10 protein-coding genes are annotated in these 15510 nt (G+C 45.0%); 2 read left to right on the plus strand and 8 right to left on the minus strand.

Features of this window, described 5'->3' with window-relative positions; genetic code table 11:
• Positions 1 to 118: 118 nt before the first annotated feature.
• Both mobV and HMPREF0106_RS08765 read left to right on the plus strand, forming a co-directional pair.
• On the plus strand, positions 119 to 1576 hold the full coding sequence (gene mobV, locus HMPREF0106_RS08770; protein WP_009040425.1) for a MobV family relaxase: 1458 nt from the start codon (positions 119 to 121) through the stop codon (positions 1574 to 1576).
• A gap of 61 nt (positions 1577 to 1637) precedes the next feature.
• A complete protein-coding gene (locus HMPREF0106_RS08765; protein WP_009040426.1) occupies positions 1638 to 3095 on the plus strand; it encodes an OmpA family protein in 1458 nt (485 codons plus the stop codon).
• A gap of 1052 nt (positions 3096 to 4147) precedes the next feature.
• Here HMPREF0106_RS08765 and HMPREF0106_RS08760 read toward each other — a convergent pair.
• The 8 genes from HMPREF0106_RS08760 to HMPREF0106_RS08730 form a co-directional block, all read right to left on the minus strand.
• Positions 4148 to 4516: a hypothetical protein gene (locus HMPREF0106_RS08760; RefSeq protein ID WP_009040427.1), complete on the minus strand. Its 369-nt coding sequence runs from the start codon at positions 4514 to 4516 to the stop codon at positions 4148 to 4150.
• Between the two features lie 82 nt (positions 4517 to 4598).
• The gene (locus HMPREF0106_RS08755) at positions 4599 to 5324 is read right to left on the minus strand and encodes a DUF4493 domain-containing protein (protein ID WP_009040428.1); all 726 of its coding nucleotides are present in this window, start codon (positions 5322 to 5324) and stop codon (positions 4599 to 4601) included.
• A gap of 10 nt (positions 5325 to 5334) precedes the next feature.
• On the minus strand, positions 5335 to 7662 hold the full coding sequence (locus HMPREF0106_RS08750; protein WP_009040429.1) for a DUF4493 domain-containing protein: 2328 nt from the start codon (positions 7660 to 7662) through the stop codon (positions 5335 to 5337).
• Between the two features lie 11 nt (positions 7663 to 7673).
• Complete coding sequence (locus HMPREF0106_RS08745; protein ID WP_157133815.1) at positions 7674 to 9344, minus strand: PCMD domain-containing protein; 1671 nt, start codon at positions 9342 to 9344, stop codon at positions 7674 to 7676.
• A 16-nt stretch (positions 9345 to 9360) separates the two neighbouring features.
• Entirely contained in the window at positions 9361 to 10245 is an 885-nt protein-coding gene (locus HMPREF0106_RS0124915) for a hypothetical protein (RefSeq protein ID WP_009040431.1), read from the minus strand.
• Positions 10246 to 10389: 144 nt separating this feature from the next.
• Positions 10390 to 12288 (minus strand): DUF4493 domain-containing protein, encoded by a 1899-nt coding sequence (locus tag HMPREF0106_RS08740; RefSeq protein ID WP_009040432.1) that lies wholly within the window; start codon positions 12286 to 12288, stop codon positions 10390 to 10392.
• 2 nt (positions 12289 to 12290) lie between these two features.
• The gene (locus tag HMPREF0106_RS08735) at positions 12291 to 13994 is read right to left on the minus strand and encodes a DUF4493 domain-containing protein (RefSeq protein ID WP_157133816.1); all 1704 of its coding nucleotides are present in this window, start codon (positions 13992 to 13994) and stop codon (positions 12291 to 12293) included.
• Between the two features lie 35 nt (positions 13995 to 14029).
• Entirely contained in the window at positions 14030 to 14806 is a 777-nt protein-coding gene (locus tag HMPREF0106_RS08730) for a DUF4493 domain-containing protein (RefSeq protein WP_009040434.1), read from the minus strand.
• Positions 14807 to 15510 lie beyond the last annotated feature (704 nt).

The raw sequence follows: 15510 nt of genomic DNA on the forward strand, positions 1-15510 counted from the left end.
CACCGAACAAAGGGAAGGGGGAGCCTAATACCCCACCTGCCTGACGTCAGTGGGAGGGGTGTCCGTTGGGACAGCAAGCTGGGACACGGAGGATTGTCCGAAACAACACGAGAACAGTATGGCAAATCAAAAACAGGTACTTGATGTGCAGGTGTCAAAGGGCATCACCGTCGCCCAGAGCAGCGAACATCTGCGCGACCGCAGCGAAAAGGCGGAGAAATACGCCATGAGCAAGGGCAACTACGATCCCACGCGCAAACATTTGAACTTCGAGGTCGCGTCTGGGTGCAAGATACGTCCCATCGACACGAGCCGCAGCATTCCCGAACGGATGGCGGACATATTAAGCGGTCGGGGGATCAAAGACCCCAACGAGGGGCTGGTCGAACCGAAATACCGCACGGTGGTAAACATCATCTTCGGCGGTTCACGGGAACGGATGCACGAACTTGCGTTCGGCACGCAGAAAGTGGATTTTAAAAAAGGTGCGGATAATACACGCATAAAACGGAAGAGCGACATCGAACGCTGGGCAAAAGATGTCTATTCGTTCGTGAGTGGCAAATACGGCGAGCAGAACATCGCAGCTTTCATTGTACACCTCGATGAACTGAACCCGCACGTGCATTGCACGCTTCTGCCGATCAAGGACGGTCGCTTTGCATACAAGGAGATATTCGCCGGAAAGGACAAGTTCGAGTACAGCGCGAGAATGAAACAACTCCACACGGACTTCTTTGCCGAGGTCAACACGAAGTGGGGAATGTCGCGTGGAACGAGTATCTCCGAGACGGGCGCACGGCATCGTTCGACTGAGGAGTACCGCCGTATGCTCTCCGAAGAGTGTACAACCATCGAGGAAAATATCGATCGCCACCGGAAGGCGTTGTCAGAACTCCAATCGGACATCCGTCTGGCGGAGCGCAGGGTCAAGGGGCTTACGACAATGGTAGGGAACCTCGAAAAGGCGAAGGCTGAAAAAGAGGCCCAGCTGTCGGCAGCTGAACAGGAACTGACCACGAACAAAGACGACGCGGCGGAGCTGGAAGCCCTGGTCATGTCGTTGAAAAAAGAGCTGCTGGGAATCACCGGGCAACTGGCAGACAAGCAGGAGAAGCTACAAGCTGCCGACCGGCAGCTTGCTGCACTCAAGGAGAATATGGATGTCATTAAAGGACGTACCGAAGAACTCAAGGAGGAAGCCTACAAATACTCACACGACGTACACTCCAAAGTGGACAGCCTTCTCAAGGATGTCCTGCTGGAAAGTCTGGTCGGTGAGTTCCGTTCCACATCGGCACAAATGGATGCTCCACAGCGGCAGCTGTTCGACGGTTCGCTTGTGCAGTCGATAGCGGAACGGGGTACGGAGGTCATGCACTGCGCGACGATGCTCTTCCTCGGAATGGTCGATGATGCCACCACGTTTGCCGAAACACGTGGCGGCGGAGGTGGCGGCAGCGACCTTAAATGGGGACGCGATGACGACGAGGACAACCACGCGTGGGCACTTCGCTGCATGAAAATGGCGAGCCGTATGATGCGCCCGACCATCGGCAAGAAGCCTAAGCGGTAAGTGGCAATACGCCCCACGATAAATCAGAGTATAACTATAACGAATTTAAAAACATTGGAATATGACGAAACAACTCATCTTGACTTTTGCCGTGTTCTGCACATTGCAGGCACGGGCGAATGTACAACCCGTACAGGAAGACACTGTACGACATTATTCACGCTACGAGGCCACGGAACTGCTTCAATTCATGCAGCCAGCCTACCTCGACGGGGTGGTACTCCCGATGTCCCGTACCGGCAACTGGTTTGTCAGTATCGCCGGAGGAATGACCGCCTTTCTCGGCACGCCACTTGGCTGTGAAGATCTTTTCGGGCGGGTGAAACCATCGTACAGCTTTGCTGTCGGCAAGTGGTTCACACCCTCTGTCGGTACACGTATCAATTACAGCGGATTACAGTTCAAGGATGCAGAACTGTCCTCGCAGGATTACCACTATATCCGCGCGGATTTGCTCTGGAACATCCTCGGTCGCGGGTACACCCGGCAGAAACAGGTACGCTGGGGACTTGCGCCCTTTGCAGGAGTCGGGCTGCTGCATAATTCCACAAACGGGAGCAATCTCTTTGCGCTCTCCTATGGAGTACAAGGACAGTACCGTATCTCCCGACGGGTAAGTGCCACGCTGGAACTGTCTAACACGATCACCTTTCAGGACTTCGACGGCTATGGCCGCCCGAACCGCTTGGGCGACCACCTGTTCTCGCTGACTGCCGGATTCACGTTCCATCTCGGCAAGGTGGGCTGGAAACGTGCGGTGGATGCAACACCCTATATTCGCCGAAATGAACAACTCGTCGATTACGCCAACTGTTTGACGGAAGAGAACCGGCGTTATGCGGGCCAGCATGACCGGGACAGGCGGACGCTCGCCGAGTTGAAGAAAATTCTGGAAATAGAAGGCTTGCTTGGTACATATAGTTATATGTTCGGTAAGGAGAGCGGCGACGGACGCAAGACCTATCCGGTGAACAATTATAGTGGGCTGAACTCGTTACGTGCAAGGCTGAAATACAGGCATTGGGACGGCACGTCGCCCCTTGACACGACTGCTCTTCAATCCAGGAACGGAAATCTGATTTACAGCTATCCGCCTTCCCGTGGTGCGCTGTCCGAACATGACAACCCCCTCGCCACCGACTCCACTACCTTCATGTATGTCGGCGGCGAATGTGTCGGTGCGCCCGTCTATTTCTTTTTCAGTCTCAATACGGCACGTTTGACGGACGCCTCGCAGATGCTCAACCTCGATGGGCTGGCACGGGTGGCGAAGAAATACAATCTGTCCGTAAAGATTACGGGAGCGGCTGACAGTTCGACTGGTACGCCTGCCATCAATGATTCATTGAGCACCGCGAGGGCGGAGTTTGTCGCCGTTGAACTGGAACGACGTGGAGTACCGACCGGAATGGTCATCAAGGTCGGTATAGGAGGGATTGCTAACCATATACCCACGGAAGCCAACCGGCATACGAGAGTGGAATTGTTCTTTCCCAATCCGGAAAGGACTTCGGAATAGTCTCCCGTACGAGCCGTCATGGAAAAAACACGGATATGAGACAAGGAACATGGATGCAAGTCTTCATCATCCATCAGACGGGCCTGTTTCAAATAGCCGGAATAATCTCCCCCGTGTATTCTTGCTGTCAGGACTGATAGATGACAACAGGTTAATAAGTGGAATGTGTATTCCAGTAACACAACAATATATAGTATGAATGAAATGCAAAAACACCGACTACTCGTGGAGCGAGTCGGGACCATTCACATGACTGTCTCTTCGAGACCCCTTGTGTCGAAATAGAGCATTCGGAATACACCCGGCTCAATAGTACCGACAATGGAGATTGTGTCAGCATTTTGACACAATCTCCATTATCTTGCAGGTTAGAGCGGAATACTCGCGCACAAGACGCGAAGAAGTTTTTGCAATCGGCAAGTATGTAAAACTTTGCATAGCGGCAACGGTAAACATTGCTACACCTTTTTGATTACCCGAGTGACAACGTTACAAATTGTAAAGTTTTATTCTTCGGGGTTATCTCTATCGGCATGAATATCGTGTTATGCTCATTAGCTGGTATGAAGCGGACGCTTTTATCCGATAGTTCTACACACTTACAGTATATTCACCATCAATGTAACATGTAGCCTTACAGTTGTTGTTAGAGGTAACGGTACGATCAACGATGATAATGTCTCCATTGTTACATTGACCATAGACACATCATTCACGCGAAAGAAAAAATGTCGATGCCTTATATTTCACAAGCAACTTGGTAAGCTTCAACTTCCCACGAATATCTTCAGATGGAGATTAACACCCCCGGCAATACACCTTCCGCGGATGTATTGTAATCTATACCATGTGGTTCAAGTTTATCCATGATGCCGTCAAAGACACTCAAAATTATGACTACCTTGAAATAGGAGAGACTTCAGATCACCAAAGGATTGGCTAAAAAGAATTAGTACCGAAAACGCGGGCGATTTGAAAGATTTCAATATCACCCGTGTTTAGTTACACTAAGGCTTCTAACCGGTTATCTTCACAGCTTACCAATTAGTCAACTAATCAATGAGACCGTTGAATCCTACATCGGTAAAGTTGATTACCCCGGAGATAGTAAACTCCGCACCTTTTTCGCTGTTTGGCTTGTATTTTGCCCATATATCAGCATAATCATCTTTGCCGGCTTTTACATCAACATGTGCCGTGACATATACCTCACGCCCTTTATTGTACAACTCGTTCAATTCGGGCAAAGAATTCAGGTCTAAAGTCTTATTTTGACCAACAGGGAAAGAGTCTGTGGCACCGGTACGTTTCTGTTCCCCGTCCACACCGTCCTTATAACGGCAATTCAAAGCGCACACTGTTCCAGATTGGTTGTTTAACTTAATCTTGTCTACATATACATCTAAATGTGTTGCTCCCATAATTGTTAATCTCTATTATAGTTGTGTTTCCTGCTTCAGCTTTCGGTTGTCGCACGCGGTTGCTGCCACCTCCGACGGCCTGTTAATTGTTGACTTCCAGCTGCTGTGTGACATACGAATAGGTTACTTCGTACACCGTTCCCGGCTGTATCTCACGGCTTGCCTCGACATCATTGGTCCGATAGCCATAGGTGCCGGTATGGGTCTGCCGCTCGCCATCGTTGTTGATGGCGGTGAGCGTGTAACTGAAGGCAGTGGTAGATGTGGGAATATCGAAGTAAGCCGTTTCACCGTTGCGGGACAACGACACACTGCCTCCTCCTGCCGTGATGGTGAAAGAGTCAAGCGTAAAAAAAATGTCAAACGTGGCAGGCAACGCCAAGCGTACGGCGTAGTTTACCATTGGTACATAAGCATTCACGTAGGTTATCCAATCTTCCTTGATGGTGAATACTTCGCTTTGGTAGCAGTAAACGGCACGTGTATAGTCACCATCGGCATGGGCGGCATTGTAGGCTTTCAGGTAGTAGTTGCCCACGTTGAGGGTTACTTTGCTACCCGACTGCTGCGTGGATTGATAGGTAAAGGTGGTATCGGGAGTTATTGCCCCCTCTTTATAAACTTGCACTGTGAAGTCTTCGCTCAATGCACGAGTGGCGACTTGTTCTGTTGCCACAGCCTGCAATTCAAGACCGGAAAGGGAAAGCGTCCCTTGTCCAAGTTGTACCAGTTGCTCATCTTCAATACACGAAACAAACAGGAGCGACAATGTGAAGCAAGCGGTTATGATGGTGTGAATGTTTTTCATAATATTTCTGTTATTTATCGTAAACTAAAATAATGTCGTCGATGGTGAGAACGCTGCCTACATAAGCAGGACTGAATGTATAAGTCTCCGTGGCGCTCTTGTACAACGTCCATGTCTGTTCTGAATACTCCATATTGCTTCCGGTCGTCGTTGTAGAGCAGAACAGGACATGAATATATGCACACTTTTCATAAAGAGTTCCACTGACATAATTAAGCGGAAGCGTTATTTCTGTCCAGTCAGATACCGTTCCACCACCACTTATCGTGTTTTCTATAATAACCTCCTTGTTGCTATCCAACAACTGAATCAATGCGCTGCAAGCATCACTACCTCCATTATGAGGCTGGTATTTATAGAAAAACTTTAAAGCCGTTGGACGCGAAGGATGTTCTGCATTTTTGAGTCTGGTATGTGTATCGCTGCTTGCATTGGCATCATTATTGCCGGTCGTAACCTCTGCAGTGCCTGTGTAAAGCTCACCTGCTACTTTATTGTAATCTTTTTCGCTATGCCACCTGCTACTAATCCTTGTATTTGCTTTACCATTAGCTGTACTTCTCAATTCTGCCGCCCAACCACTTCGTCCGGGTACAAACGACACAGCCGGCATACCATTGTAGTTTGCCATTGTTACCGAAGAAGAGTTCGTTCGATGGCGTGTGGTAAACTGATTGTTAGTATCCCAGAACTTCACTTCATCATCGCCTGCCCACGGATCATAGGAATATCTGCTACCTTGATAGTTGTCAAGAGACCATTCATCCAAATTGGAATTTGGTATTTGTTCCGGTATCTCCAATGTAAACGTTACTGTATTAGAAGAGACAAAGTTTCGAAACTTACCACGAGCCCACACATGCACAGTATTGCTATCTTCTCCCGACTCGGGATTGGGAGTAGGGCGACTACTACCAAAATGATGAGACTTCTTGTCTGCATCAGTCACACTATCTATCCAAGGCTTTCCATTATAAGAAGTCCAGGTATTTCCACCGTCCAAACTATATTCATAGCCTATTCCGGCCATAATATCATTGGCATATCCCTCTTGTACTACCGCATCTTCGGAAGTAAATGACTTCGACCAAATGTTTCTTTCATCCAATGCAGGCATAGAAAACACCGGTTTTGCTTTTATTGCAATCTTATAGTCTTGCAGATACTCTTCGACAGCCTCCTTGTTATTGGCAGTTACACCGGTAATCTTGATGATATTGTCTACGGTGGGCACGGTGGTATCAGGATTACCTGAAAGTTTGTCTATCAGATTGGTAAAATCCATTGTCGTCTTCTCCGGATTCCCTATCTCGGGCAATGAGATACCTGCATCGGTAAATGCCCGTTTCTGCCCATCTGTCATTTCACTCAACACATAGTCACCGTTCAGTGACTTATAAGTCCCATCATCAAAAGCAATAGTGAACTTTACATCGTCCAAACCAATGGCTGCAGGGAAATTCAGCTGTGTTACCGGTACTTCTTCTGTTTCATAATGAGTCAGCACCCTGTCTTCAAAGCCTATACCCTCTACCCAAGGGCGAGGTAACCAACTGACGGGAATATTCTCCGAGATGGTCTCCGTCTTTACTTCTATTTGCTCTACCGTAATTGCTGCACCAGACCCGTCTATCGCTGCATACGACAACGAAATAATAACATGGGTACCTGCTCCGAATGAAATATTCCTACCTTCTTTGTCCTTCAAAGGAATATCATAACGTACCTCTTTGCCTTCCGGTTCCCTCAACACACCTTGAAACTGTAATTTAGGAATAGATCCTACAGGAAAATAGATACTCTGCTTGGTGTCGTGAGGTAGGTAAAGACCACGATTGCCCACCTCTATCCTTACCTTGTAATCCGAAAGAAAACGGTCAAAACGAGCAGTACTCTCTTCCTTAGTATTGGCATCAATGTACCTCACCGTAACCAGGGAATTGGCCACACCACATTCTATGCGTACAGCTGTCTGTTTTCCTTTCTCCACGGTAGCCGTAGCAACGCCTTCATAATAAGGAGCATCAAGTCCCAAAGCTACATTGGTACCATAGGAAGCGGTCAGCGTATAGCTGTCTGCCGATGCGGGAATAAGTTGCGAAGTATAGGCACGGTCGTAAATCACTTCTCCGGTGCTACGCACAATACGTACATTGAATTTGTCGGCCACGGGAGTACCCAGTTCAATCGGTGTGTTGCGCGTATCGACTATCACACTTGCTTCTCCCAAAGTAAGCAGGAAACCACTTTCCATGTCTACTACCGGCTCTTCTTGTCGGCAAGAGAAAAGCAAAAGAATCGTTAACAATAAGATATATGTCCGATAAGAGTATTTCATGCAAGTCGTTTTTACTCGTAAATCAGTTCAAAATTGTCTATCCACAACTTGGTACCTTCACCGCCGGTAAAGAAGTCCCCATACTTGCTGGCGCTGGCCACCACCAGAATATAACGGGGCGTACGCTTGGAATAACGATAAGTCAAGGGGATATCCACCTGTGTCCAGGTAGTCACGGTTTCACCTTTCAGCAGTTCGCCGTAGGCTATTACTTTAGACTCGTTCTTGTCAAACAATTGGCGTTCGCTGGGACGCGTACGAATCTCCAATGGTTCATCCCAGTCGGTCAAAGCAATATAAATGTGGCAAGTATCCGGCCTGCCTTTCAACCATTCGTAGTCATCATCACCACAACGGTTAACTTCGGTCACTTCACATTTATAGTTCACGCGCAACTTGGTTGGAAAAGCCGAAAACTCACGACCGAAACTCAATACACCGTTGGTTCCGGTTGTTTTAACATAACTTCCAGTGAAGATGTTTCCTGCCGCAAACTTCAACACAATCCATTTAGATTCCAGCAATGCAGCCTGTCCACTTCCGTTGCAAGTATCATCGGTAGGTACGGAATTACTGTTACCTACGGTAGTGGCACCACGATTACCCGTATCCCAAAAAGAGTTGCCCGATGAAGACCAGGGATTCCACAACTTATCGTTTTGGTGCCAATTATCAAAATCGGCATCGGTAAGCGGCGTGGCAGGCGTAGTGGTAAAGTTCTGCGTGGTGCCTTGCATACCATCCACGCTGACACGATATTGGTAATTGGTAGCAGGTGTCAGTCCATTAATGGTAGCTGTATAGCTTGTACCACTGATGTTTACCGCCGATGATGAAAGTGTCTGCCAATTGCTGTCACTCATCTTTTTATATTCTATGACGGGGATTTTTCCGTTTTGGATGTCACCCCATAGCTCCAATTGTTTGGTCATGGGAAAGCTGTTAACCGTAGTAGCTGTACTGCCTTCTGCATGATAAACAAAGATTGTCCATTTATAGCCCACCTCTTCGTAGCCCATTGATACATACAACTCTACAGGACGAGAGAAGTCGAATGTCTCGCTTGCCGTCGGATCGGGCAGTACTGTTCCATTGAGTCCACCCAGATTGAAGGTACTTACCTTTATCTTATCTAAAGGCTGCCCTTCGGCCACATAAATGACCACATTACGATTTTCGTCGTCGATGACGGCTTTACCTATTTGGTTTTCCAAGACAATTTCCCTGTTTAACACCTGTTCCACGCTTACCGTCCACGCATAGTCTTGATAAGTGCGCAATATAAAGTTTACCGGTTGCGAGAAGTCAACACGCGTATCGGCAGAGGGGACCAGATCGTCCAACGATTCAAAACCTCCGTTGGGAAATTTGTGATAGTTGTTACATGCCGCAGAGTCTATGATCAGTTCTGCATTGTTGCTTACTGTCAACTTCTTGATACGTAACTTGCGCAAGTCGGAAGTATCGTCTATGTAGAGACTTACGGTACGCTTGTTCTTATTGATGGTAGCTTGCGTACTGGCATTCCCGCTGGCATCACACTGCCCTTCTACCTCAATGGAAAGAATGCTTCCATCCACAATGGGATAAGGAATATCGTTCTTTATACAGCCAGTCCACAAGGAAAGCAGCGAGAGCGATGTAAAGCATTTATAAATGACTGATAAGTATTGATGCTTCATAATCTGCATAGCTAAGTTATAGATAGAAAGTCATGCCTATGTTGATGGAGAAAAGATTTATCTTGAAGTTACCCGAACAAGTGTTTCGTTTACCATTCTCTATCTGATTGCTTTTTTGGTCTTGCCACTTGAAGTTATAACCCATCACGCCGATCGATACTTCTACCGCTGACCAGTTGGTGATGAAAGCTGCCATGCCCGGTGCAATGCCCACTTGCAGGTTGTGCGAACGTTCGTAAGTACCATCATACTCTGTGCCTGCCCCGGTAGAGTTCTTGCCTTGTGCGTAACCATATGTGAGGCGTACTTCGTTGAACAAACCGAATATCTTGCTACGTCCTATGGGCATATAGGTACGTAAGAAACCCGAAACCTCGTACTTATGTTCCAAATAATAAAGGTTTTCCAAATCGATGTTAAAGTCTTCACCTAAATTCAATTCAAAGTTTCTTAAGTCCAAATGCTTGCGGTTATAGGCAAAACGAATACCTGCTGCCATGTTATCACGAAAGAAATAACCGACATAAGGACTGACATTGAACGAATAACCCAAACCATCTACATCTTTCAATACCAGAAAGTTCAAATTTTCTTCGTTGTGTTCCGAGTACGACACGGTTCCACCGGCCAGCCATTGCCCCTTAGGAATGAAAACGGCTTCCATTATTTCACGGTCAATACGTTGCGGACGATGAAACTTTGTCTTTTTGATCGGTTGTATTTCTTTGGGTTGTTCCACTTTATGACTTAAGACAGAAACGGGAACAAGATACTTGCATCCAGTGGAGTCGGTCAGAACAATACTGTCTTGTGAAAGAACTTCATTGGCAACTGTCTGTGCCTTTGCCAAGCAAAAGCCTGTTACCAGCAGTAGAAAGCAAAACAGAAATCTTATGTTCATTTTTTATTGGTAATTGATTTTAAATATGGTGGCGTGCAATCTTCGTTTTAAGAGTAATTCTCCGGACACAGACAACGCATCAATGTTAACTGTGTCCGAAGAACCTATTTCGACACATCATCTATAAGATGATTCATTTTTTGATTAATCAACTACTGTCGGAATTCCATAAATCAACTCGATATCATCCAAATAAAGTAAGCTGCTCGTACTACCGGTAAAGTAGTCACCGTACTTACTTGAAGAGAAGACGATAATAACATGGGTGGGCTTCGTGGTCAAATTTTTATAAGTCAGATCTACAGTAAATTCTGTCCACTCACTTGCTGTGACACACTTCTCATCGGGCAACGCGCCATAAGCAACTACCCAGGAATCGTCCGGATCGTTCAACAAGGCATTAAAATCTTTAGAAGTTCCTGACATATTAGTATTATCCAATGTGTATGCATTTTCGGCTGCATTAGCGTTTGTAGGATAAGTACTCGTGTTAATTAAACTACCGTTAACCAATACAATATAAGCAGACCACAAGTCATTATCATTTTTTGTTACTGTATTTGAAGGTTGGCCATCACCAAGATAGTCTATTAAACCTGTAGAATACTGGTACCAGCCTTTTAATTGTATAGGACGGGCAGTAAACGGACGTCCGAAATGAATATAAGCACCATTTGTACCCACCAAATCGCCAAAAGTACCTGAATATAAACTTGCTGCTGCAAATTTACCAAATCCAAAAGCTGCAGCATATTGGGACTTCAATTCAGCCGCTTTATTTCCTGTACGTGCAGGAGACGTTACCCCTTGTGTAGGATTAACATTTACCATTGCACCTACACCTGTAGTTGTTCCCGGATTACTTGAGTCCCAGAAAGAATATCCGGAATTAAAATCAGTTTCAGAGATAGCATCCCATGTTTTCCCATCTTGATACCAATGTTCAAATCCACCATTATACAGTGCAGGCGTCGCATCCGTTGTAAAGCGCATAGAAGTACTTGTATATTCTTCGGAATCTGTTTTATACGTCATACGATATTCATATTCTGTATTTGGTGTCAAGTCCCTCAATACAGCCGTATATGTTCCTGCAGATTCTGTCGCGGCCAATTCACTCCATTCACTGTCAGCAACAGCTTTCCATTCAAATTTCATATTATTGCCATCCGGGGACCAACCGGCAGTAGCTGCTGTAACAGCTCCTTCCAGATGAACAAAACTACTCCAAAGAACTTCGGGTGAATAAGTTGTCAGCTGGATAGTGGCAGCTGTTGACACATCGAACTCAAATGTGTAAATAACTTCCGTACCGTCTACAGTAACTGTAATACCAGGTTTGTCCGTACCTTCCACTGAACCCGATTCAGCCACTTTGAAGTTCAAGATAAAGTGGTCACGGGCGGCAACGGTACTACCATCGGCATGCTTAATGGAATAATCCTGGGTATGCGATTCTCCAGCTTTGTTGACAACTGTGATATTGGCAGTAAGTTCGCCTACGGGGAAATAGCCGGACCTTAATTCAGTACCCATCACATATTCCAAAGATTGGTTTTCGGCTGCCGAAGAAGTTACGGTAGCTGTGGCATTTTGGAAAGCATCAATGAAAGTTTGGTCATAATTCACCGTAACCTTTACATTGGCCTGTGTACAAGTGATATTAGCAGTGGCCACTACACCCTTTTCTATAGTCACCGTCTCACTACCTGCATAATAAGGCGTATCAAAATGAGCCTCACTACCATCAAAGCCATTGGAAGAAGCCTTTACGGTATAAACACCCGGACTCAAACGTATTTGCTTGCCCTTCAAGGTTTCCCAGTCATCTGTTTCTGTCATTACAGAATTATTGGCATCTAAAATCTGAACAGCAATCTGCTTAGGATTATATTCGTCGATTATTCTGGTGGCTGGATTTACATAGGCATTAGTGCCTACTTCCAATTTCAAATAACCTATCTCGGATATTTCATTGTCCTGTTGGCAGGAAAGTACCAACAAAGATGTCAGTAATAAAATAAAAATATGATATTTTTTCATTGTTATTCTGCTGTAATTGTTACTTTAAACACGCCTGAAGTGCTATTACCATTCTTGTCTGTTACTTCAATATGGAATTCATGCGCTTTCCCTTCATCGGTAGCACCTGTTTGGTTTAAGAAAGAAAAGAAAGCACCTATATGAAATTCATAACTTGTTGTTCCATCAACCGGAGCGGCCCATGTTTCATCTACACTCTTTAAGAGCATTGTAAAGTCACTGTTATTAATAATATCAACACCATCTCCACTCATTAAGAAACTTTGGCCATCCATTTTGAGATCAGTTAAAATCTCATTAAAAGCACTATTCCCTCCTGAAATTTTAACAATAACCTTATCCAAACCAGATTCAGCGGAAATAATAGCATCTGCACTTGCTGGCATTCCGGTACCTTTTGAACCATAAGTTACATCAGTCGGTAATTGCAATGTCGGAGCACCGTCAGGCGTTTCCGTAGCTTTCTTCGTAATTGCCACCGAATAAACTCCACTTGCCGTATTACCGTCATTGTCCGTAATAGCCACACTGAACTTATGTGCATTACCATCATCGGTAGCACCAAAACTGTTCAGCTTGGTAAAGAACTTGGCAATGGGAAACGTATAAGCATCCGTCTGGTTGGCTGTAGGAACAGTAAGCGTGGCATCCGTCTCCTGAATTAAAGCAAGGAAAGTTGTGTTATCCACAATATCAACACCGGTAGTAAAATCAAGCCCATTTAATTGGCTTAATGCTGTTTGAAAAGCCGTGTTTCCTGCCTCAATTTTCACCACACAACTCTTCAAGCCGGCGGGAGTGGTGATAACAGTGCTGGCTTCCTCGGGCATGTCGGTGCTGACATTATTGTCATCAATGGTATAGCTCGTACTACTCGGCATATCCAGCGAAGCAATCACTACAGGGATTTCAACAGACTCTGAACTGTTTTCAAAGGTGATGGAAGTATTAATGGTGATGTTAGTGATGTGACCGTTTGAATCGCCAACGGCCCCCATAGTAATCACAATGGCATCACCGCCACCAAAGTAGTCACTCACCTCTTCATAACTTTCGGTTGCATTGGTCTTCTTGAAAGTACGGCTGTCACTTACGGTATTTCCATCCACCGTCTTGGCACTGATGTTCACCGTAATCTTTTCTACTGTGTTTTCCGTAAAATAATAGTAAACGGCTGCAGGATCTGTATTGTCTTGCGTATAGCTGATGGCCGTATTGGTACCATCATCCACCGTCATGGTCCACTCACTGAATGCGGTAATAAAGTCGGTGCCATACTTTACCTGTATGCGGCTATTCTTCATTTTGCACACTACATCAGTCTTGGTAGTAAGTCCTTTTTCTATTTCTATTTCGTTACTTCCGGCATAATAAGGAGCGGACATTTTCTTTTCAAGCTCACCAGGGGTATGTGCAGATACGGTGTATTTACCTACAGGTAGTGCAATGCTGTTGGGGAGCTCTTTCACGAGATAACCCTTTTTGACATCAGCATCTGTTTGATGTTCTATAAGTACCGGAAATTCGTCTGTACTTACAGTTTCTGCACGTGTCATGCTGACAGGCACCTTAGTACTAACATTTACCTGGGCAGATCCATCACCTGTAGAATCAGATGAATTGCCCCGTAATTCATCGCTCAACTCGCAAGAGGCTAAACTAAAAACTGCCAATATACCAAGGGTTATGATATTGATTTTTTTCATAATGATATTTTTCTTGTTTTCGTTTTGATTGCAGATTAAATCCATTCAGAAGGTACGGTAATATCTATTTCCTCATCATTGGTACCTTCATTGATAACGATCTCGATGCCCAAGCTACCGTTATTATCTTTAGGATAGATGTTCAACGTCCATGCTTTGTTGGGCAGTAATGTATAAGTCTTCTCAATAGTTGAGGTCTTGCTGTCGTCAATGCGTGTAAAATTAATAGTGGCTTTCACCTCTTCACCCTTTTCGTCCACTTTCAGATACCAAGGTTCCGTTTCACTCTTTGCCCAAGTCGCTACAGAGCCTGCAGCAGTGAGAGCAGCTGTTTCATATACTACGGAGTAATCACTGAAATAGGTATCCATTGTAGGGTCAAAATAAGCCACCACTTTGCCATGTTTAGGAGCCACAGTTATAGTAACTTTGCTATCATCACCATTCACAACAACCATCTCTTCGCCTTCTACATAGAAGGCATCGCGTGAAGCATTGCTGTCAGTACCATAAAATGCCTTAAAAGTATAAATGCCATTTTTCAGCTCGATGCTCGATTCACGGTCTTTGTACAAGAACTCCTTTTGAATTTCGTTATCGTTGTTCAGAATTTGTACTGTACAATTAGCAGTATTCTGATAATCAGTCTCATTTACTGCACGCGTAAAGGCTGTTCCGGTGTTAATGACATCCAAACTGATGATACCACTTGGGGTCGAACTGGTTGATGCCTCATTATCCGAAGAACAAGATGTAGCCGTGAGTCCTATAGCCACCAGACAGCCATGTAATAATAATCTACCTTTTCTCATAACTTAGTTAAAAAATATTTCCCACTTTATATGAAATTAATTTATATTGATTCTTCAAGGTCTATATTTCCTGATTTTTGCTCCATTTTAAACGATGAATAAATATTGTCGGTTCATCTAAAATTAGGTGGAACTTTTGTTCTTCGTTGCCCCAGATATTTTCCAGCCGAAAATTTGGATCAACCCGGGAATATTGGGATTCTAAAGAAGAAAAAATGTATCCAGTACGCTCCTGGATTAATTGCCTACTAATAACTCTTATATCGAGTGTATACAATAGCGCGACTACACAAAACAAGAGATCAGAGCAAGATATACACCGAACTGTCCGTTGGGCAATTAGGAAAGGAGAGACTAATGATTGAAGTTATAAAAAGTATTTCATCCTTTTTCTATGCCTTTCCTAAAATTGCGGACATAAAAAAAGCTCTAAGTTTGCAGTTAATAGATAAGAGGTCGGAAATTTATTTTAAAAAAGTCAAGCGAGACGAATAATTACCTCCGCATCTTATCAGGAAAATATCAGTCTTATTATCTTTGTTGTATTAAGATAAAGACTGATAGGCGGGAAGAGGACACCATAAAAGAGAAAGCACTTGAGGCTAGCCCACGTAACGGCCTCTCTCCGCCAAGCTGCAAAGCTCCGATAGAATATCAAGGTTGCGAGCCTATTTAGAGTTTAGAGTTCAAACAGCTTTTACCAG

This window comes from Bacteroides sp. D22 (assembly GCF_000163675.1).
GTDB classification, from domain to species: Bacteria; Bacteroidota; Bacteroidia; order Bacteroidales; family Bacteroidaceae; genus Bacteroides; species Bacteroides xylanisolvens.

What these genes read in the sequence shown, in the direction of transcription:
- HMPREF0106_RS08765 (WP_009040426.1), top strand. Translation starts at nt 1,638, where the DNA reads ATGACGAAACAACTCATCTTGACTTTTGCCGTGTTCTGCACATTGCAG.
- HMPREF0106_RS08730 (WP_009040434.1), bottom strand. Translation starts at nt 14,806, where the DNA reads ATGAGAAAAGGTAGATTATTATTACATGGCTGTCTGGTGGCTATAGGA.
- HMPREF0106_RS08755 (WP_009040428.1), bottom strand. Translation starts at nt 5,324, where the DNA reads ATGAAAAACATTCACACCATCATAACCGCTTGCTTCACATTGTCGCTC.
- HMPREF0106_RS08750 (WP_009040429.1), bottom strand. Translation starts at nt 7,662, where the DNA reads ATGAAATACTCTTATCGGACATATATCTTATTGTTAACGATTCTTTTG.
- HMPREF0106_RS08740 (WP_009040432.1), bottom strand. Translation starts at nt 12,288, where the DNA reads ATGAAAAAATATCATATTTTTATTTTATTACTGACATCTTTGTTGGTA.
- HMPREF0106_RS08760 (WP_009040427.1), bottom strand. Translation starts at nt 4,516, where the DNA reads ATGGGAGCAACACATTTAGATGTATATGTAGACAAGATTAAGTTAAAC.
- HMPREF0106_RS08735 (WP_157133816.1), bottom strand. Translation starts at nt 13,994, where the DNA reads ATGAAAAAAATCAATATCATAACCCTTGGTATATTGGCAGTTTTTAGT.
- mobV (WP_009040425.1), top strand. Translation starts at nt 119, where the DNA reads ATGGCAAATCAAAAACAGGTACTTGATGTGCAGGTGTCAAAGGGCATC.
- HMPREF0106_RS08745 (WP_157133815.1), bottom strand. Translation starts at nt 9,344, where the DNA reads ATGAAGCATCAATACTTATCAGTCATTTATAAATGCTTTACATCGCTC.
- HMPREF0106_RS0124915 (WP_009040431.1), bottom strand. Translation starts at nt 10,245, where the DNA reads ATGAACATAAGATTTCTGTTTTGCTTTCTACTGCTGGTAACAGGCTTT.